Origin of the sequence: Pseudomonas extremaustralis (genome assembly GCF_900102035.1) — a bacterium.
In the GTDB taxonomy this organism is placed as follows: domain Bacteria; phylum Pseudomonadota; class Gammaproteobacteria; order Pseudomonadales; family Pseudomonadaceae; genus Aquipseudomonas; species Aquipseudomonas extremaustralis.
This window is the reverse complement of record NZ_LT629689.1, coordinates 5350039-5370321: the sequence shown is the minus strand read 5'-3', so window position 1 is coordinate 5370321 and position 20283 is coordinate 5350039. Positions and strand designations below refer to the sequence as shown.

18 protein-coding genes are annotated in these 20283 nt (G+C 62.1%); 8 read left to right on the top strand and 10 right to left on the bottom strand.

The genetic code is table 11. The annotated features are described in order from the left end of the window. Positions 1-53 precede the first annotated feature (53 nt). The 5 genes from BLR63_RS24735 (at position 54) to yccS (ending at position 7600) form a co-directional block, all read left to right on the top strand. Positions 54-944 (top strand): alpha/beta fold hydrolase, encoded by an 891-nt coding sequence (locus BLR63_RS24735; RefSeq protein WP_010565942.1) that lies wholly within the window; start codon positions 54-56, stop codon positions 942-944. Positions 945-980: 36 nt separating this feature from the next. Next, the gene (gene mdtD, locus BLR63_RS24730) at positions 981-2408 is read left to right on the top strand and encodes a multidrug transporter subunit MdtD (RefSeq protein ID WP_010565941.1); all 1428 of its coding nucleotides are present in this window, start codon (positions 981-983) and stop codon (positions 2406-2408) included. A 130-nt stretch (positions 2409-2538) separates the two neighbouring features. Next, entirely contained in the window at positions 2539-3876 is a 1338-nt protein-coding gene (gene dbpA / locus BLR63_RS24725) for an ATP-dependent RNA helicase DbpA (protein ID WP_231998194.1), read from the top strand. Between the two features lie 165 nt (positions 3877-4041). Beyond that, on the top strand, positions 4042-5220 hold the full coding sequence (locus BLR63_RS24720; RefSeq protein WP_010565939.1) for a BaiN/RdsA family NAD(P)/FAD-dependent oxidoreductase: 1179 nt from the start codon (positions 4042-4044) through the stop codon (positions 5218-5220). A 196-nt stretch (positions 5221-5416) separates the two neighbouring features. Next, positions 5417-7600: a YccS family putative transporter gene (yccS, locus tag BLR63_RS24715; protein ID WP_010565938.1), complete on the top strand. Its 2184-nt coding sequence runs from the start codon at positions 5417-5419 to the stop codon at positions 7598-7600. 25 nt (positions 7601-7625) lie between these two features. Here the strand turns inward: yccS and BLR63_RS24710 are convergent, their stop codons facing one another. After that, entirely contained in the window at positions 7626-8363 is a 738-nt protein-coding gene (locus BLR63_RS24710) for a substrate-binding periplasmic protein (RefSeq protein WP_010565937.1), read from the bottom strand. Positions 8364-8564: 201 nt separating this feature from the next. Between BLR63_RS24710 and BLR63_RS24705 the strand changes: the two genes are divergently transcribed. Continuing rightward, complete coding sequence (locus BLR63_RS24705) at positions 8565-9017, top strand: GNAT family N-acetyltransferase (RefSeq protein ID WP_010565936.1); 453 nt, start codon at positions 8565-8567, stop codon at positions 9015-9017. Positions 9018-9103: 86 nt separating this feature from the next. On the opposite strand, the gene BLR63_RS24700 is transcribed toward BLR63_RS24705, so the two are convergent. From BLR63_RS24700 to BLR63_RS24690, 3 genes are read right to left on the bottom strand one after another with little or no spacing between them, the layout of a single operon-like run. After that, entirely contained in the window at positions 9104-9400 is a 297-nt protein-coding gene (locus BLR63_RS24700) for a winged helix-turn-helix domain-containing protein (RefSeq protein WP_010565935.1), read from the bottom strand. Positions 9401-9419: 19 nt separating this feature from the next. After that, complete coding sequence (locus tag BLR63_RS24695) at positions 9420-9920, bottom strand: M48 metallopeptidase family protein (protein ID WP_010565934.1); 501 nt, start codon at positions 9918-9920, stop codon at positions 9420-9422. A 42-nt stretch (positions 9921-9962) separates the two neighbouring features. Then, on the bottom strand, positions 9963-12068 hold the full coding sequence (locus tag BLR63_RS24690; RefSeq protein WP_010565933.1) for a putative bifunctional diguanylate cyclase/phosphodiesterase: 2106 nt from the start codon (positions 12066-12068) through the stop codon (positions 9963-9965). Positions 12069-12380: 312 nt separating this feature from the next. Here BLR63_RS24690 and BLR63_RS24685 point away from each other — a divergent pair, with 312 nt between their 5' ends. Then, the gene (locus BLR63_RS24685) at positions 12381-13046 is read left to right on the top strand and encodes a polysaccharide lyase family 7 protein (RefSeq protein ID WP_010565932.1); all 666 of its coding nucleotides are present in this window, start codon (positions 12381-12383) and stop codon (positions 13044-13046) included. 468 nt (positions 13047-13514) lie between these two features. Next, positions 13515-13808 carry a hypothetical protein gene (locus BLR63_RS24680; protein WP_010565931.1) on the top strand — a complete coding sequence of 98 codons (294 nt, stop codon included), beginning with the start codon at positions 13515-13517 and terminating at the stop codon, positions 13806-13808. Positions 13809-13868: 60 nt separating this feature from the next. Here the strand turns inward: BLR63_RS24680 and fba are convergent, their stop codons facing one another. The 6 genes from fba to tkt all read right to left on the bottom strand — a co-directional run bounded on the left by fba (position 13869) and on the right by tkt (position 20100). Further along, complete coding sequence (gene fba, locus BLR63_RS24675; protein ID WP_003177554.1) at positions 13869-14933, bottom strand: class II fructose-bisphosphate aldolase; 1065 nt, start codon at positions 14931-14933, stop codon at positions 13869-13871. Between the two features lie 121 nt (positions 14934-15054). After that, a complete protein-coding gene (locus BLR63_RS24670; RefSeq protein WP_010565930.1) occupies positions 15055-15387 on the bottom strand; it encodes an MliC family protein in 333 nt (110 codons plus the stop codon). Between the two features lie 59 nt (positions 15388-15446). Then, positions 15447-15674 (bottom strand): hypothetical protein, encoded by a 228-nt coding sequence (locus BLR63_RS24665; RefSeq protein ID WP_010565929.1) that lies wholly within the window; start codon positions 15672-15674, stop codon positions 15447-15449. Between the two features lie 29 nt (positions 15675-15703). Further along, entirely contained in the window at positions 15704-16867 is a 1164-nt protein-coding gene (locus BLR63_RS24660; protein WP_010565928.1) for a phosphoglycerate kinase, read from the bottom strand. An 18-nt stretch (positions 16868-16885) separates the two neighbouring features. Next, the gene (gene epd, locus BLR63_RS24655; protein WP_010565927.1) at positions 16886-17935 is read right to left on the bottom strand and encodes an erythrose-4-phosphate dehydrogenase; all 1050 of its coding nucleotides are present in this window, start codon (positions 17933-17935) and stop codon (positions 16886-16888) included. 167 nt (positions 17936-18102) lie between these two features. After that, entirely contained in the window at positions 18103-20100 is a 1998-nt protein-coding gene (tkt, locus tag BLR63_RS24650) for a transketolase (protein WP_010565926.1), read from the bottom strand. Between the last annotated feature and the right edge of the window lie 183 nt (positions 20101-20283).

Genomic DNA, 20283 nt, shown 5'->3' with positions numbered 1-20283 from the left:
CCCCACCCACGAGAGCATGACCTTGCCCGGGAAGGGCAAGCTGGAGCGTTGACATGAACCATGGAAGTTTTGTCATTGAAAAGCTGTTCAAGCACTACAACGTCCACGTAGAGCAACTGGGTTGCGACCCGCACAAGAAAACGGTGCTGATGGTCAACGGCGCGCTGTCCACCACACGCTCCTTCGCCCGCACCAGTAAATGCCTGGCCGAGCATTTCAATGTGCTGCTGTTCGACTTGCCGTTCTCCGGCTATTCCCGCGAACACAACCCCGACCTGGACCTGGTGACCAAGGACGATGAGGTCCAGATCCTGCGCGCCCTGGTCGAGCGCTTCCAGGTCAACCACTTGGTGTCGGCCTCGTGGGGCGGCATCTCGACGCTGCTGACCCTGGCGCACAATCCGCCCTCGATCGAAAGCTCGGTGGTGATGGCCCTGGCCCCCCACCTCAACCCGGCGATGCTCGACTATGTGGAACGCGTGCGCGTGCTGATCGAGGCCGATGACAAATCCGCCGTCGGCCACTTGCTCAACGAGACCGTCGGCAAATACCTCTCGCCGCGCCTCAAGCGCAACAACCATCGACACCTGTCGAACATGGCCACCACCGAGTACCGCCAGGCGCGTTTTCATATCCACCAGGTCCTGGCCTTGGGCGACGGCAATTACCTGCCGGCCCTCACGCGGATTGAAACCCCGGTGCACTTTCTCAACGGCACGCTGGACGAATACACCCCGGCCGCCGACGCCCAGTTGTTCAAGCAGTACGTAGGCCGCAGCAGCTTTGCCGTGGCCGAACACACCGGGCATTTACTTGACTTGGAGTCCCGCGAGGCGGCGTTGGCGGTGCACCGCGCGCTGTTGGATTTCCTGGTGGGCGAGCACGCGGTGTTGTCGGATCTAGACGAACCTCCAGTGGGAAAGATCGCGACGAATGGCGCATAATCGCCGACACATAGCCTGCTAACAAAAAGGTCCTCTATGCCCAATTCCGTCCAGCTCGATGCCAAGACCGCCCGCTGGCTCCCCTGGGTGGTCGCGATTGCCTTCTTCATGCAGTCCCTGGACGGGACGATTCTCAACACTGCCTTGCCGGCCATGGCCCAGGACCTCGCGGAAAACCCGCTGCGCATGCAAGGGGTGGTGATCGCCTACATGCTCACCGTCGCCCTGCTGATCCCGGCCTCGGGCTGGATCGCCGACCGCTTCGGCACCAAGCGGATTTTCTTCGGCGCGATCATGCTGTTCAGCATCGGCTCGCTGTTGTGCGCGCTGTCCAGCAGCCTGACCATGCTGGTCGGCGCGCGGGTGGTCCAGGGCCTGGGGGGCGCGTTGATGCTGCCGGTGGGCCGGCTCGTGGTCCTGCGTGCGTATCCCCGCTCCGAGCTGGTGCGGATCATGGGTTTCATCACCATCCCTGGCCTGCTCGGCCCCTTGCTCGGTCCGACCATGGGCGGCTGGATGGTGCAATACCTGACCTGGCACTGGATCTTCCTGATCAACCTGCCGGTGGGCATGATCGGCTGCTACGCCGTGTGGAAACTGATCCCCGACCTGCGCGGCAGCGAGCGCACACGTTTCGATGGCATCGGTTTCCTGCTGTTCGGCGCGGCGATGGTGCTGATCACCATCGCCATGGAAGGCCTGGGCGAACTGCACCTGCCGCACCTGCGGGTGATGTTGCTGCTGTTCGGCGGGCTGGCGTGCCTGGCGGCGTACTGGCTGCGGGCCGGGCATGTCGATAATCCGCTGTTTTCACCCACGTTGTTCAAGACCCGCACCTTCGCGGTGGGCATCCTCGGCAACCTGTTCGCGCGCCTGGGCAGCGGTGCCCTGCCGTTCCTGGTGCCATTGCTGCTGCAAGTGGCCCTGGGCTATTCGCCGTCCCAGGCCGGGATGAGCATGCTGCCCCTGGCGGCGGCGGCGATGGTGGCCAAGTCGGTGGCGCGACCGTTGATCGAACGCCTCGGCTACCGCGTGGTGCTGACCGGCAACACCCTGGCCCTGGGCCTGATGCTGGCCAGCATGGGCCTGGTCAGCGAACAGACGCCCTACCCGCTGCTGCTGACCATGCTGGCGGTGGCGGGGGCGATCAATTCCCTGCAATTCACCGCGATGAACACCGTCACCCTGATCGACCTCGACGACGCCCAGGCCAGCAGCGGCAACAGTTTGCTCTCGGTGGTGGCGCAGCTGTCCCTGAGCCTGGGGGTGGCCTGCGCCGGCGCGCTGCTCGGCGGCTTCACCGCCGAAAGCGGCAACGACGGGGTGAGCACGGTGCTCGGCGCCTTCCAACTGACCTTCCTCACCGTGGGCATCATGGCGATGCTGGCGGCGGCGATCTTCCTGCAACTGTCGCCAAAAGACGGCAAACGCACGGTCAGCCGCGAACACGACATCGAGCACTAGCCGGCGTCTCGTCGAGAACTTGCAGGGAAAATCCCACGGGACTGGTACACTGCGCGACATTTTGTTTTGCAGAGCCAGTCCCGTGACTACCATCGCCACCGCTTTTAATACTTTGCCGCTCTCCGCCGCCATGCTGGCTAACCTTGACTCGCTGGGTTATGTCGAGATGACGCAGATCCAGGCGCAAAGCTTGCCGGTGATCCTCAAAGGGCTGGACCTGATTGCCCAGGCCAAGACCGGCAGCGGCAAGACCGCCGCGTTCGGCATCGGCCTGCTGAACCCGATCAACCCGCGCTACTTCGGCTGCCAGGCCCTGGTGATGTGCCCGACCCGCGAGCTGGCCGACCAGGTCGCCAAGGAAATCCGCCGCCTGGCCCGCGCCGAAGACAACATCAAGGTCCTGACCCTGTGCGGCGGCGTGTCCCTCGGCCCGCAGATCGCGTCCCTGGAACATGGCGCCCACGTCATCGTCGGCACCCCGGGCCGTATCCAGCAACACCTGCGCAAAGGTTCGCTGGTGCTGGACGGTTTGAACACGCTGATCCTCGACGAAGCCGACCGCATGCTCGACATGGGCTTCTACGACGCCATCGAAGACATCATCAGCAAGACCCCGGCCCGCCGCCAGACCCTGCTGTTCTCGGCCACCTACCCGGTGAGCATCAAGCAGTTGGCCTCGAAATTCATGCGCGCGCCGCAGCAAGTGAAAGCCGAAGCGTTCCACTCCGATGACCAGATCGAGCAGCGCTTCTACGAGATCTCCCCGGAAGAACGCATGGACGCCGTGACCAAGGTGCTCGCGCATTTCCGTCCGGCCTCCTGCGTGGCGTTCTGCTTCACCAAGCAGCAAGTGCAGGAAACCGTGGATCACCTGACCGCCAAGGGCATTTCCGCCGTGGGCCTGCATGGCGACCTGGAACAGCGCGACCGTGACCAGGTCTTGGCGATGTTCGCCAACCGCAGCACCTCGGTGCTGGTGGCCACCGACGTCGCCGCCCGCGGCCTGGACATCGACGCACTGGACATGGTGATCAACGTCGAACTGGCCCGCGACTCGGAAATCCACATCCACCGCGTCGGCCGTACCGGTCGCGCTGGCGAGACCGGCATCGCCATCAGCCTGGTGGCGCCGTCCGAAGCGCACCGCGCCCAAGCCATCGAGCAATTGCAGAAATCGCCGCTGAACTGGGACCAACTGGACAACCTCAAGCCGCAGAGCGGCGGCCCGCTGCTGCCGCAGATGAGCACCCTGTGCATCGCCGCCGGGCGTAAAGACAAAGTGCGCCCGGGCGACATCCTCGGCGCGTTGACCGGTGAGGCCGGCATCCCTGGCGCCCAGGTGGGCAAGATCGCGATCTTCGACTTCCAGGCCTTCGTTGCCGTGGACCGCAGCGTCGCCAAGCAAGCGTTGCAACGCCTGAACGACGGCAAGATCAAAGGCCGCTCGCTGCGCGTGCGCATCCTGTAAACGATCTTTTGAACAATGGAAATCCCATGTGGGAGGGGGCTTGCTCCCGATAGCGATGTATCAGTCAGACATTTATCGACTGACTGACCGCAATCGGGAGCAAGCCCCCTCCCACATTATTTGGCTGGCTGTATTCCCAATCAGAATTTGTATGAGGACACCGTTTTGCGCTCGACCGAAGTTGTGATCATTGGCGCCGGCGCCGCAGGCCTGATGTGCGCGCTGACCGCCGCCGGGCGGGGGCGCAAGGTGATGCTGATCGACCACGCGAACAAAGCCGGCAAGAAGATCCTCATGTCCGGCGGTGGCCGCTGCAATTTCACCAATATGTACACCGAGCCGGCGAATTTCCTCTCCCACAACGCGCACTTCTGCAAGTCCGCCCTGGCCCGCTATACCCAGTGGGATTTCATCGCGCTGGTGGCCAAGCACGGCGTGCCGTACCACGAGAAGAAACTCGGCCAGTTGTTCTGCGATAACAAATCCAGCGACATCCTCGGCATGCTGCTCGACGAGTGCATCCAGACCGGCGTGAGCCTGCACCTGGACACCTCGATCGACACCATCGCCAAGCTCGACAGCGGCTACCAGTTGCAGACCACCCTGGGCGAGTTGCGCTGCGAATCCCTGGTGATCGCCACCGGCGGCCTGTCGATCCCGACCCTGGGCGCCACCGGCTTCGGTTATCAGGTGGCCAGGCAATTCGGCCACGAACTGCTGCCGACCCGCGCCGGGCTGGTGCCGTTCACCATCACCGACCAGCTCAAGGAATTGTGCAGCGAGTTGTCCGGTACTTCTGTGGATTGCCTGGTCAGCTGCAACGGCCAGAGCTTTCGCGAGAACATGCTGTTCACCCATCGCGGCCTCAGCGGGCCGGCGATTTTGCAGATTTCCTCCTACTGGGAACCCGGCGACACGGTGGAGATCAACCTGCTGCCCGACCACGACGCCCACACCTGGCTGCAACAGCAACAGGCCGAGCGGCCCAACAGCGAGCTGAAAACCCTGCTGGGCGAAATCTTCACCAAGAAGATGGCCAACCTGCTGGCCGAGAACTGGTTCGAGTCCAAGCCAATGAAGCAGTACACCCACGCCGAAGTGGCCGATATCGCGCAAAAACTGGCGAGCTGGCAACTGGTACCGGCCGGCACCGAAGGCTATCGCACCGCCGAAGTGACACTGGGCGGCGTGGACACGCGGGAAGTGTCGTCCAAGACCATGGAATCGCTGAAAAGCCCGGGTTTGTACTTTATCGGTGAAGTGCTGGATGTGACCGGCCACCTGGGTGGCTTCAACTTCCAGTGGGCCTGGGCGTCGGGCTACGCCGCTGCGCAATATGCTTGAAGAATGTACTCGGTCAAATGTGGGAGGGGGCTTGCTCCCGATAGCGGAGTATCAGTCACCTCCCACATTCAAAAGCATTCCACATTGAGAATGAGGTGACTGGAATAAATTTTGCTCGCCGATGTGATCGCCACGCTTGCCGTGGCGTCATTACTGGCTCAATTTAGCGGCATCGTCCCGGAAGACTCCTGCCTTCATGTCATCGAACTCGTTCAACCAGTCCATGCGGCGCCTGTGGGCGCTGGATAAATTCAGTTACAGCGTTCGGGTCTTCATCGCCCTCACCGGCAGCATGGCGCTGTGCTGGTATCAAGATGAAATGACGCTGCTGATCCCGCTGTTCCTGGGGATTATCGCCAGCGCCCTGGCCGAGACCGATGACAGCTGGCAAGGCCGCCTCAATGCCCTGGCGGTGACGCTGGTGTGTTTCAGCATCGCCGCGCTGTCGGTGGAGCTGCTGTTCCCCTACCCCTGGCTCTTCGCGATTGCCCTGGCCCTGGCCAGTTTCTGCCTGACCATGCTCGGCGCGCTGGGCGAACGCTATGGTGCGATTGCTTCGGCGACGCTGATCCTGTCGGTCTACACCATGATCGGCGTGGACCAGCGCGGTGGCGCGGTCAGTGACTTCTGGCACGAGCCCCTGCTGCTGGTGGCCGGTGCCGCCTGGTACGGCGCGCTTTCGGTGTTGTGGCAGGTGCTGTTTTCCAACCAGCCGGTGCAACAAAGCCTGGCGCGGCTGTTTCGTGAACTGGGACGCTACCTCAAGCTCAAGTCATCGCTGTTCGAACCGATCCGCCAGTTGGACGTGGAAGCCCGTCGCCTGGAACTGGCCCAGCAAAACGGCCGGGTGGTGGCGGCGCTGAATGCGGCGAAGGAAATCATCCTGCACCGCGTCGGCAATGGTCGCCCCGGTTCGAAGGTCAGCCGCTATCTGAAACTGTACTTTCTGGCCCAGGACATCCACGAACGCGCCAGCTCCTCCCACTATCCCTACAACGCCCTGGCCGACGCCTTCTTCCACAGCGACGTGCTGTTCCGCTGCCAGCGCCTGCTGCGCCAGCAAGGCAAGGCCTGCGAAGCCCTGGCGGAGTCGATCCAGTTGCGCCAGCCGTTCGTCTATGACGCCAGCTTTGCCGAAGCCCTCAGCGACCTGAACGCGTCCATGGAACACCTGCGCGTCCAGAGCAACCCGGCCTGGCGCGGCCTGCTGCGCTCGCTGCGCGCCCTGGCGGCCAACCTGTCGACCCTCGACCGCCTGCTGGGCGATGCGAGCAACCCCGATGCCCTGGCCGACGCCACCGACAGCAACCTGCTGGACCGCGCCCCGCGCAACTTCAAGGAAATGTGGACGCGCCTGCGCACCCAACTCACGCCGACCTCGCTGTTGTTCCGCCACGCCTTGCGCCTGGCCCTGGCGCTGACCATCGGTTACGGCACCCTGCATGCGATCCACGCCTCCCAGGGTTACTGGATCATCCTCACCACCCTGTTCGTCTGCCAGCCCAACTACGGCGCCACTCGGCGCAAACTCGGCCAGCGGATCATCGGCACCGCCATCGGCCTGACCGTGGCCTGGGCGCTATTCGACCTGTTCCCCAGCCCGCTGGTGCAATCGATGTTCGCCATCGCCGCCGGCCTGGTGTTCTTTATCTACCGCACCACGCGCTACACCCTGGCCACGGCGGCGATCACCCTGATGGTGCTGTTCTGCTTCAACCAGGTGGGCGACGGCTACGGGCTGTTCCTGCCACGCCTGTTCGACACGCTGATCGGCAGCCTGATCGCGGGCCTGACGGTGTTCCTGTTCCTGCCGGACTGGCAAGGCCGGCGCCTGAACAAAGTGCTGGCCAACACCCTGACCTGCAACAGCATCTACCTGCGCCAGATCATGCAGCAATACGCCGCCGGCAAGCGCGACGACCTGGCTTATCGCCTGGCCCGGCGCAACGCGCACAACGCCGACGCAGCGCTGTCCACCACCCTGGCGAACATGCTGATGGAGCCGGGGCACTTCCGTAAGGAAGCCGATGTGGGCTTCCGCTTCCTGGTGCTGTCCCACACGCTGCTCAGCTACTTGTCAGGCCTGGGCGCGCACCGCGGCACCCAACTGCCGGCCGAGGTGCGTGAACACCTGATCGACGAGGCCGGCAACAGCCTGGCGGCGAGCATCGACGAAATCGCCACCGGGTTGGCGAACAAACAACCGATTGCGATCCAGAGCGATGCCGAAGAAACCTTGGCGACGGACCTGGAACAGATGCCGGATGAGATCGACGAAGGGCAGCGCCTGGTGCAGACGCAATTGGCATTGATTTGCCGACAGTTGGGGCCATTGCGCACGTTGGCGGCGCATTTGATCAAAGACACCGAAGCGACCTGAGGCTTGCCACGACAAACCCGCTCCGTCACATCCCATGCAAGCGCATCAACCGCTCATAACTGCCATCGGCCTTCATCTTGGCAATCTCCCGATCAAACCCGGCAACGATCTGTGCATGCTCGGGGTTTTTCAGGCTGACCAGGATATGCAGGCTGTTTTCGCTCAACGGCTTGGGTAAAAACTCCACCGCATTGCGCACCCGTGGCGATTCGCGTGACAGGTAATAGCGCGCCACATACTCATCCTCCAGGGTCAGTCGCACCCGTTGCGCCGCCAGCATGCGCACGGCCATGACGAAGTTGTGCACCGGGACTTTCTGCAACTGCGTATCCCCGTCGAACGCCGCCGAATAGGCATAACCGCGCACCACCGCGATGGGGTAGTCGTGCAATTGCTCAAGACGCTGGAAGTCGATGGGGTCGTCGCGGCGCTTGATCAGGCGCACGCGGTTGAGCAGGTATTCACCGGAAAACTGCCCCAGGTGCGTACGCGCCTCGTCATACCAGGCGTTGACCACCACGTCATAGCGCCCGTCGCCCACGCCCATCAGCGCACGGGCCCAGGGCACCTGTTCGAATTCACTGGCATAGCCCGCTCGGGCCAGGGCCGTGCTGACGATGTCCGTGGCCAAACCGCCATTGATCAACGTGGCGTCGGTAAACGGTGGCCAGGCATCCGCTACCAGGCGCAGACGCTGTGCGAGCGCTGGCATCGCCAGCAACAACACTCCAAATAAAGCAACGGCACGAGAGAATCGCGGCATGCTCAAAATCCTTGGCAAGCAGGCGGTGGCCTTGGCTCAGGCGGCGCCTGAGCATCTAACAGTAGCTCAGATTACACAAAGAAACGGGGCGCGAACGCACTCAGTAGTGGCTAATTGACTTCATTCGCGACACTGGCTGATTTAGACAGCATTGGCCGCCACGCCTACTATCAGGAACAGACATCTATGGGAGAACACACCATGACAGTCGATTGGGTCTGCAAACACCACAACGACCTCGGCAAAGAGCAGCTCTACGCGATCTTGCGCCTGCGCAACGAGGTTTTCGTCGTCGAGCAAAAATGCATCTATCAAGACATCGATGGGCAGGATCTGCTGGGCGATACCCACCACTTGATGGCCTGGAAGGACGATGAGCTGGTGGCCTACCTGCGCCTGTTGGACCCGGACACCCAGGGCGGCGACGTGGTCGTCGGCCGGGTGATCGTCGCGCCAGCGGCAAGGGGCACCGGGCTGGGGCACCGATTGATGGTCGAAGCACTCAAGCAAATTGACGATATCTGGCCGGACACACCGATCTTCCTCTGCGCCCAGGCGCATTTGCAGGGGTATTACGCGCGGTATGGCTTCCTGGTGGCGGGCGAGGAATACCTGGAGGATGACATCCCCCATATAGGCATGCGGCGCGCCTGAGGATGCCATCGGGAGCAAGCCCCCTCCCACCCTCGACCGTGGGAGGGGGCTTGCTCCCGATAATGTCGGCCCAGCCACCGCCGAACTCAGGGGTAATCCAGAACCCGCTTGATCTGGCTGAGATTCGCCTCGATCCAACGCCGGTCAATCGCCCCCCACTCACGAATCCGATAGCGCCCGGCATGGTTGCGCGCGCCGTCTTCCTGCTCGAACTCACAGACGATATCCAAGTCGGCCAACGCCGCAATCGTGTCCTGTGCGGTGCGCCGCGGCATGCCCGTGACGTCGGTCAGCGCCGGGACGCTGCTGGCCTGCCCGCTGTCGATCAGGTAGGCCACGTACAGGCGGCGGTAGAAGCTGCTCTTGGTCTTGCTCACATCCATGGTCGGTCGCCTTGTGCGGTCAGGGTTTGCCCTGCAGGTCGCGATACGTGAGGTACACCCGCAGGTCGAATTCCACCTGATGGTAGCCGGGCATCATGTATTCGCAGAGTTTATAGAACGCCTTGTTGTGGTCCGATTCCTTGAAGTGCGCCAGCTCGTGCACCACGATCATGCGCAGGAATTCCGGCGCGGCCTCTTTGAACAGCGCGGCAATGCGAATCTCTTTCTTGGCTTTGAGATTGCCGCCCTGAATCCGCGAAATCGTGGTGTGCAGGCCCAGGGCGCGGTGGGTCAGGTCCAGACGGTTATCGAACAGCACCTTGTCGATGGCCGGCGCATTACGCAGGTGTTCCTGTTTCAAGGCCAGGGCATAGGCGTACAACGCCTTGTCGCTCTGCACGGCATGGCGTTCGGGGTAACGCTGCTCCAGGTAGGCGCCCAACTGGTCCTTGGCGATCAGTTGGCGCACTTGTTCCTGGAGGGCAGCGGGGTAAGCCTGGAGGTATTTCAGCGCGGTCATGGGGTCTGCAACAGGGCGTGGATAGGCGCCAGTGTAGCGAATTCAACGGACGCGGGCGCGCGACCAGTGCACCACGTCCTCGGCCATCAACGGCTGCGCCGCCCAGGGCCCCTGGATAAACGCGCAGCCATTGGCCTTGAGCCATTGCGCCTGTTCGGGGGTTTCCACGCCTTCGGCCACCACCAGCACCTCGAAATGCCCGCACAGTTCGATAATGCTGCGCGCCATCGCTGCATCGCGCACCGAGCCCGGCAGGCGTGCGACCAGTTGCGGGTCGAGCTTGAGGGTGTCGAAGGCCAGGTCGCGCAGATGCGCCAGGGAACACGGCCCACAACCGAAATCATCCAGGGCGATACGCACCCCGACGTGGCGCAGCAGCTTGAGTTGCTTGGTGGCTTCTTCCAGGTTGTTCATCAGGCAGTCTTCGCCGATGGCCACCTCCAGCTGCCGTGCCTGCAACCCATGTCGCTCAATCACCTGCTGCATCTGGTTGGCCAGGTTGGGCATATTGAACTGGCTGCTGCTCAGGCTCACGCTCAACACCAACTCTTCATCAAAAGTGGTTTGCCAGGCCTGGCGCTGGGCACCGGCCTGCTGGTAAATCCAGGCGCTCAGTTGACTGATCAGCCGCGCCTCTTCCAGCAACGGCAAAAACAACCCCGGCGGCACATCGCCGACGCTGGGGTGCTGCCAGCGCAACAGCGCTTCGACGCCACGCAAACGACCGTCCGCCAGGGACACCTGCGGCTGGTACACCAGGGTGAAGTCCTTGTTGTCGATCGCGGTGCGCACGCTGTCTTCCAGCATCAGGCGCGAGCGGGCGCGACCGTTCATTTCCTGATCGTAATAGCGATATTGCTGACGACCCGCGCGCTTGGCTTCATACATCGCAATGTCAGCGGCGCGCAGCAGGCCATTGAGGTCCGAGCCGCAGTCGGGAAACGTAGCGATGCCGATGCTGACGCCGAGCATCACATCCAAACCGTCGACCTGCTGGCAAATAGACACCCGTTCGATCAGTTCTTCCGAAATTTTTGCCGCCTGCTCCGGGAACTCCAGCTCCAGCAACGCGGTAAATTCATCGCCCCCCATGCGCCCGAGAATGTCGTAGGAACGCAGGCAACTCTGCAACTGCTCCGAGACCCAGCGCAGCACCCGGTCGCCGGCATCGTGCCCAAGGGAATCGTTGACGCGCTTGAAGCCATCGAGGTCCAGGTAGAGCAACACCAGGGATTGATCCCCACGCTCGCCGCGCAGCAGGATGCTTTCGACCGCCTGATGGAAACCGCGCCGGTTCAACAGCCCGGTCAGCGGGTCGGTGACCGCCTGGAACTCCAATTGCTGATGCAAGTGGCGCACTTCGGACATGTCCAGCACCGTCACCACCATGGCCCTCTGCTCGGCGGGCAATGGCGCGCAGGACAACGCCACCGGCACCTGCTGGCTACGGCCAGTGCGCAGGAGGGCATCGTGCAGGCGCCAAGTTTCGTGCAGGCGGTAAGCGGCGTACATCTGCGAGTCCGGCCAGGCCGGTACGTGGGGCTTTTGCAGGAAACCCAGGAATTCCTGGCCCTGCAACTCATCGATCTTGGCGTTGAGCAGGCGCGAAATCGCCGGGTTGGCGTACTCGATCACGCCCGCCTCACTCACCACCAGAATGCCTTCGGCGGCGTTATCCAGCACCGAGGCATTGAAGGCGCGGGCAGATTCGAGGTCATGGCTCAAGCGCTGCAAGGCCCGGCGGTTGCGCTGCTGCTCCAGCAACACTTGGACCTTGGGCTTGAGAATATGCGGGTCGAAGGGTTTGAACAGGTAATCGATCGCGCCGCTGGCATAACCTTCCAGCACGGCGGCCGGCGATTGGGCGTTGGCACTGAGAAAGATGATCGGCGTCATGCACGTGCGCTGGCTGCCGCGCATCAGGCGGGCCACTTCAAAACCGTCCATGCCGGGCATCTTCACATCGAGCAGGACCAGGTCGACGTCATACACCAGCAACAATTCGAGGGCTTCCAGGCCGGAGCCGGCGGTCACCACCTGCCAGTCATCGCGTTGCAAAAGCGCACGCATGCTGATCAGGTTTTCCGGGTAGTCATCGACTACCAGAAGAACCGAACCGCCATCGCCGTGGTGTGGAGCGCATTCCATGCTACGTCTCATCCTTAAGGAGCTGCCCCGGTCACTTCTGAGATAAAACCCGGATAGACACTGAGGCGTCACTCTAGCCTTGGATACCGGAAATCAGAAGTAACCTAAGTGCCATCACCGCACCAAAGGTTAGGAAGCCGACTAACGGTCGGCGTCTACAACCCACGGCTTACGGGAAACATGGCTTTTTGGCATTCCTCTGACGCCAATAACCTGTCAGTCATTGATTAACAAGTGAGTAATGACCGCCTATAAAGAACCTGTCCGGCCCAAGGGCCATAGCCTACACAACTCTGTAAAAAGGCCTACACCATGATTGATCTTTCCACCTGGAACCTGAGCATTCCGGTCGGCTCCCCGCCCGCGACCATCGACACCCCGAAACTGCTGAGCGGCTTCAAAGACCAATATTTCCAGGCAGAAGGCAGCAACGTGCAATTCTGGACACCGGTCACCGGCACCCGCACCGAAAACGCCATCTACCCACGCAGCGAACTGCGCGAAACCTACGCCGACGGCCGCCTGCGCAACTGGACCTACCCCGACGCCAACAATTTCCTGCGCGCCACCCTGGCCGTCAACCAAGTGCCCTCCACCGGCAAAGTGGTCATCGGCCAGATCCACGCCTATGACAGCCAGAAACCGCTGATCAAGCTGGAGTACCAATTCAAGGAAAAAACCCAGACCGGCAACCTCGTCGCCAAAGTGCGCATGCGCCCGGATGACGGCGACGGGCGGGTCATCATCGTCGCCTCCAACGTGCCGCTGGAGAAAAACTTCACCTACGTCATCAACCTCAACAAAGCCGGGTTGCTGAGCGTATACGCCGCCGACGGCGAGTGGAACGCGCGCATCGGCGCGGCGTGGGGCAGCAAGCCGCTGTACTTCAAGGCCGGAGTGTATGTACAGGACAACAGTGGCAACAGCAAGGAAGGCGCGCGGGTGACGTTTGCGAAGTTGGATATCGATCACAACTGAATGGATTGGCCTCATGTCGAGTAGGCAATATCCGAGAAACCCACAGACAGTTCGCAATGTGGCGAACAAGCTTGCTTGCGCTGGGGTGCGAAGCGCCCCCCAATCCAGGGAGTGCTGCGCACTCTAACGGGAGCAAGCTCCCTCGCCACGACAAGCCGGGCTCACACACGCGGATCAGCGTCCTACACGACCGTTGCGGCGGATCGGGTCGCCGCTTATAGTTCGCCCCGTCGCCGGCATTGGTCGGCGATAGGGTTTCGCAGCCCTAACGATACGTGTGTACCCAGCAGCATGAATGAAACGGCGAGCGCTTCTGCGTTCGGCGTCTACTTTATGGTGGCTGTGTGTGGGAGACCTTCGGGTCTGCCGGGTTCCTCGTATCCTCGGTCTGCGAACCCGCACACAGCTACCACCCATTCGTTTCGCAGCGAACGGCGGTAGTCCTTTTAGATACGAGGAATATTTGCCATGAACAATCCACTCCCACCCCGCCGCTTCACCCCCTGCACCGAAACCGCCACCGACTACCCCGTGCTCCTGATCGACAGCGCCGCCCCGCTGCGCGAGCTCCACGCCTGCCTGCGCGAACGCCTCAGCGCCGCCCTCGAACACCTCAACCTGATGGCCTGCTCCAGCCTGCCGGACTTCGCCGAGCGCGACCTCAACAACGTAGCGAACACCGCACGCCTATTAATCCAGGACGTCAGCGACATATTCCGGGTAATCGAACACCGGGGCTTCGATACACCTGACGCAGCCTGATCAAATTCCAGCCGAAAAAAAGCCCGCATCGCTGCGGGCTTCTTTTTAAACGACCAAGGCTCAGTTCACCTTAGCGTTCAACTCACCTTTCAAGTACCGCTGGTACATCGCTTCCAACGAGATCGGCTTGATCTTCGAAGCATTACCGGCAGTGCCGAACGCTTCATAACGCGCGATACATACATCACGCATCGCCGTCACGGTGGCGCCGAAGAATTTACGCGGGTCGAATTCGCTCGGGTTGGTGGCCATCAGGCGACGCATTGCGCCGGTGGACGCCAGGCGCAGGTCGGTGTCGATGTTGACCTTGCGCACGCCGTACTTGATGCCTTCGACGATTTCTTCAACCGGTACGCCGTAGGTTTCTTTGATGTCGCCGCCGTACTGGTTGATGATCGCCAGCCACTCTTGCGGTACCGAGGAGGAACCGTGCATCACCAGGTGGGTGTTGGGGATGCGTTTGTGGATTTCCTTGATGCGGTCGATGGCCAGCACGTCGCCGGTAGGCGGCTTGGTGAATTTGTAGGCACCGTGGCTGGTGCCGATGGCGATGGCCAGGGCGTCCACTTGGGTCTTCTTGACGAAGTCGGCAGCTTCTTCCGGGTCGGTCAGCATCTGGCTGTGATCCAGCACGCCTTCGGCGCCGATGCCGTCTTCTTCGCCAGCCATGCCGGTTTCCAGGGAACCCAGGCAGCCCAGCTCGCCTTCGACCGAAACGCCGCAGGCGTGAGCCATGGCCACGGTTTGTTGGGTCACACGGACGTTGTACTCGTAGTCGGTCGGGGTCTTGCCGTCTTCGCCGAGGGAGCCGTCCATCATCACCGAGCTGAAGCCCAGTTGGATGGAGCGCTGGCACACGTCAGGGCTGGTGCCGTGGTCCTGGTGCATGCACACCGGGATGTGCGGGAATTCTTCGATCGCGGCGAGGATCAGGTGACGCAGGAACGGGGCGCCGGCGTATTTACGCGCACCGGCCGAAGCCTGGACGATCACTGGGGAGTCGGTCTTGTCAGCGGCTTCCATGATGGCGCGCATCTGCTCAAGGTTGTTGACGTTAAAGGCTGGGACGCCGTAGCCGAACTCGGCTGCGTGGTCCAGCATTTGACGCATGCTGATAAGTGCCATTGTGTTGTCTCTCCCGGACGAGGGTCGTTAATCGTGCAAGCCTGCCGTAGCGGCGGCTGCTATTCAAGTTATTGCCGGTCAGGCTTCGTACGTCTGACCGACTGAATCGTTAAAGCTGCGCCTACGGGGCTTTGCAGCCACGCCCGATCAGATCGTCGGTGGCCACCCAGTAAACCAGGCCTTCCTCACCTTTTGTGTGAAACGCCAGTTGGTCGTTGCTGTACAGCACGCCCGAGGCGGCAACGTCCTGCTTCAGGCGGTAAACCTGGTCCGAACCGCCGAGGCGTACATCCACCTCGCTATGGGCCTGGTTGGCAAAACGCCAGTTGACCTCGGCCTTGCTGTCGCAGGTCCAGGTGGTCCATTTGTCCGCCGGCTCTGCCTTGTTGAACATGTTCATGCTGCTGCAACCGGCCAGTAACGCCAGGGCTGCCAGGGCGAAAACGCCTTTCATTGCCAATCCTCGCACCGGGGCCAGGGCCGCCGATGCTGTCGGTTAGTTGATCAGACCCGTCAAGGGCAACCCTGTTCCTGACCGTTGGGCGCAGAGTCGTATTTATCCAGCCGTTCGTTGCCGATGCGCTTGTTGATCACCGGCATGGTCTCGGCTTGCCAGTCAGCCTGGTAGCAGCCTTTTTTCTGCGGCGCCACCGCCGCGCCAGGCGCAGGCTTGGCGCTTGGCGTGCTGCCGCAGCCGGCCAACAGGCCTGCCGCGATCATCAGTGCCAACGACTTGGTCATGGGAAAACTCCTTTTCCGGGCCACAAGCCTCAGCCTTTGGCTCGGGTTTCCAGCACTTCCACGGCGGGCAGGACTTTGCCCTCGACGAATTCGAGGAATGCGCCGCCACCGGTAGAAATGTAGGAGATCTGGTCAGCCACGCCATATTTGTCGATGGCCGCCAGGGTGTCGCCGCCGCCGGCGATGGAGAATGCCGAGCTTTCGGCAATCGCCTTGGCCAGCACTTTGGTGCCGTTGCCGAATTGGTCGAACTCGAACACGCCGACCGGACCGTTCCACAGGATGGTCCGCGAGGCTTTCAGCAGTTCGGCGAAGTTGGCTGCGGTTTGCGGGCCAATGTCCAGGATCATGTCGTCGGCGGCCACGTCAGCAACCAGCTTGACGGTGGCTTCGGCGCTTTCGGCGAATTCCTTGGCCACGACCACGTCCACCGGCAGCGGCACGCTGACCTTGGCGGCGATGGCGCGGGCGGTGTCGAGCAGGTCCGGCTCGTACAGGGACTTGCCCACCGGGTGACCGGCAGCGGCCAGGAAGGTGTTGGCAATGCCGCCGCCGACGATCAATTGGTTGCAGATCTGGCTCAGGCTGTTGAGCACGTCCAGCTTGGTGGAGACTTTGGAGCCGGCCACGATCGCCGCCATCGGCTGGGCCGGCGCCTTCAGGGCCTTGCCCAGTGCGTCCAGCTCGGCAGCCAGCAATGGGCCGGCGGCCGCGACCTTGGCGAACTTGGCTACGCCGTGGGTGGAACCTTCGGCGCGGTGGGCGGTGCCGAAGGCGTCCATCACGAACACGTCGCACAGGGCGGCGTATTGCTGGGCCAGTTCGTCGCTGTTCTTTTTCTCGCCCTTGTTGAAGCGCACGTTTTCGAACAGCACGATGTCGCCGGGCTTGACGTCCACGCCACCCAGATAGTCAGCCACCAGCGGCACGTTGCGGCCCAGGGCCTTGCTCAGGTAGTCGGCCACAGGCTTGAGGCTGTTTTCCGCGGAGAACTCACCTTCGGTCGGACGACCCAGGTGGGAGCAGACCATCACGGCCGCGCCTTTTTCCAGGGCCAGCTTGATGGTCGGCAGCGAGGCCAGGATTCGCGCATCGCTGGCGACCACACCGTCCTTGATCGGGACGTTGAGGTCTTCACGAATCAGTACGCGTTTACCTTGCAGATCGAGGTCGGTCATCTTCAACACGGTCATGGGTGGCAATTCCTGAGGCTAAAGTTGTGGAGAGGCTGTTTGCAGATAGTGTTCTGCGACGTCCAGCATTCGGTTGGCAAACCCCCATTCGTTGTCGAACCAGGCCAGGATGTTCACCAGCCGGGGGCCGGAAACGCGGGTCTGGCTGGCATCGACGATGGCCGAATGCGGGTCATGGTTGAAATCGCAACTGGCGTGGGGCAACTCGGTGTAGGCCAGCAGGCCTTTGAGCGGGCCGCTGGTGGCGGCGTCGCGCAGAATCCGGTTGACCTCAACCGCGTCGGTATCGCTGACGGTTTGCATGGTGATGTCCAGGCACGACACGTTTACCGTCGGCACCCGCACGGCTTTGGCCTGAATTCGCCCGGCAAGTTCCGGCAACAGTCGCTCGATACCACGCGCCAGCCCGGTGGACACCGGAATCACCGACTGAAACGCCGAGCGCGTGCGACGCAGGTCTTCATGATGATAGGCGTCGATCACCGGTTGGTCGTTCATCGCCGAGTGAATCGTGGTGATCGACACGTAATCGATACCGATCGCCTGATCCAGCAGGCGCAACAGCGGCACGCTGCAGTTGGTGGTGCAGGAGGCGTTGGACACCAGGCGCTCATCGCCGGTCAGGCAATCCTGGTTGATGCCGTAGACGATGGTGGCGTCGACATCCGCCTCGCTGGCCATCGGCTGGGAAAACAGCACACGCGGCGCGCCGGCGTCGAGGAAACGCTGGCCATCGGCACGGGTGTTATAGGCACCGGAGCATTCCAACACCAGGTCGACGCCCAGCGCCGCCCAGTCGATGCCCTCGGGGGTGGCACTGCGCAGCACTTTCACGCAGTGGCCCTTGATATGCAGACAATCGCCTTCCACCCGCACTTCACCGGGGAACCGGCCGTGGGTGGAGTCAAAGCGTGTCAGGTATTCGATGCTGGCCATGTCGGCCAGATCGTTGATCGCAACAATTTCAAACCCGGCCGCCGCCCCTCGCTCGAACAGAGCACGCAAGACGCAACGACCAATGCGGCCGTAGCCGTTGAGTGCAACTTTGTAGGGACGCGGTTGAGGCATGGGGTTCTCGATTACCTTGGGTAATAGGGTGGCGGGTCGACTGCTATCGCGAGCAAGCCCGCTCCCACACTTGGAATGGGTTCACATTTGAAGCCATGTGAATCCGATCAAATGTGGGAGCGGGCTTGCTCGCGATGAGGCCAGTCCAGCCACCTCACTCTACAGCCTTAGTCTTCCAGCAGCTCTTCAGCCTGACCCAGGATGTTTTCCAGGGTGAAGCCGAACTCTTCGAACAAGGCCGGTGCCGGCGCCGACTCACCGTAGGTGGTCATGCCGATCACGCGACCTTCCAGGCCCACGTACTTGTACCAGTAGTCGGCGTGCGCCGCTTCGATGGCGATACGTGCGCTGACCTGCAACGGCAGGACCGATTGCTTGTAGCCGGCGTCCTGGGCTTCGAACACGCTGGTGCAGGGCATGGACACAACGCGCACGTTGCGGCCTTGCTCGGTCAGCTTGTCGTAGGCCTGAACGGTCAGGCCGACTTCGGAACCGGTGGAGATCAGGATCAGTTCCGGCTCGCCGACGCAGTCCCTGAGCACGTAGCCACCACGGCTGATGTCGGCGATCTGTGCATCGGTGCGCACCTGATGTTGCAGGTTCTGGCGCGAGAAGATCAGCGCCGAAGGGCCGTCCTTGCGCTCGATGGCATGCTTCCAGGCCACGGCGGATTCGACCGCGTCGGCTGGGCGCCAGCAGTCCAGGTTCGGCGTGGTGCGCAGGCTGGTCAGTTGCTCGACCGGCTGGTGGGTCGGGCCGTCTTCGCCCAGGCCGATGGAGTCGTGGGTGTAGACATGGATCACACGCTTCTTCATCAGCGCGGCCATGCGCACTGCGTTGCGCGCATATTCCATGAACATCAGGAAGGTCGCGCCGTAAGGCACCAGGCCGCCGTGCAGGGACACGCCGTTCATGATGGCGCTCATGCCGAACTCGCGCACGCCGTAGTACATGTAGTTGCCGCTGGCGTCTTCGGCCGAGACACCTTTGCAACCTTTCCACAGGGTCAGGTTGGAACCGGCCAGGTCGGCCGAACCGCCGAGGAACTCAGGCAGCAGCGGACCGAAGGCGTTGAGGGTGTTCTGGCTGGCTTTACGGCTGGCGATGGTTTCGCCCTTGGCCGCGACTTCGGCGATGTAGGCCGAGGCTTTTTCCGCGAAGTCGGCAGGCAGGTCACCGGCCAGGCGGCGTACCAGTTCATTGGCAAGCTCAGGGAACTCGGCGGAGTAGGCGGCGAAACGCTGGTCCCACTCGGCTTCGGTGGCCAGGCCTTTTTCCTTCGCATCCCATTCGGCGTAGATGTCGGCCGGGATTTCGAACGGGCCGTAGTTCCACTTCAGGGCTTCACGGGTCAGGGCGATTTCCGCGTCACCCAGTGGGGCGCCGTGGCAGTCTTCTTTACCTTGCTTGTTCGGCGAGCCGAAGCCGATGGTGGTCTTGCAGCAGATCAGGGTCGGACGCTCGCTCTTGCGGGCGGTATCGATGGCGGTCTTGATCTCTTCCGGGTCGTGGCCGTCGACATTGCGGATCACCTGCCAGTTGTAGGCTTCGAAACGCTTAGGGGTGTCGTCGGTGAACCAGCCTTCGACTTCGCCGTCGATGGAGATACCGTTGTCATCGTAGAACGCGATCAGCTTGCCCAGGCCCAGGGTACCGGCCAGGGAAGCGACTTCGTGGGAAATGCCTTCCATCATGCAGCCATCACCCAGGAACACGTAGGTGTGGTGGTCGACGATGTCGTGGCCAGGGCGGTTGAACTGCGCGCCCAGGACTTTTTCCGCCAGCGCGAAACCGACTGCGTTGGCCAGGCCTTGGCCCAGGGGACCGGTGGTGGTCTCGACGCCTGGGGTGTAGCCGAATTCAGGGTGGCCGGGGGTGCGGCTGTGCAGTTGGCGGAAGCTTTTCAGATCGTCGATGGTGAGATCGTAGCCGGTCAGGTGCAGCAGCGAGTAGATCAGCATCGAGCCGTGGCCGTTGGACAGTACGAAGCGGTCACGGTCGGCGAAAGACGGGTTGGTCGGGTTGTGTTTCAGGTAGTCGCGCCAGAGTACCTCGGCGATATCCGCCATGCCCATCGGGGCACCGGGATGGCCGCTGTTGGCTTTTTGCACGGCATCCATGCTGAGGGCACGAATGGCGTTGGCACGCTCACGACGGCTGGGCATCGCTGTTCTCCTGGGGGCTGAATAAAAGAAACGGAAAAAAGGACCGGCATTTTCCCTCAGCCACCGCCTGCGGGCAATGACAGATAGTCACTTGGCGGTGTTTTTCCTGTGGTTTGCACGGCATTCATCCGCAGAAACCTTTCACGGGTTCGCCTGGAAGTTATAGCGACGGCTTATAACCGC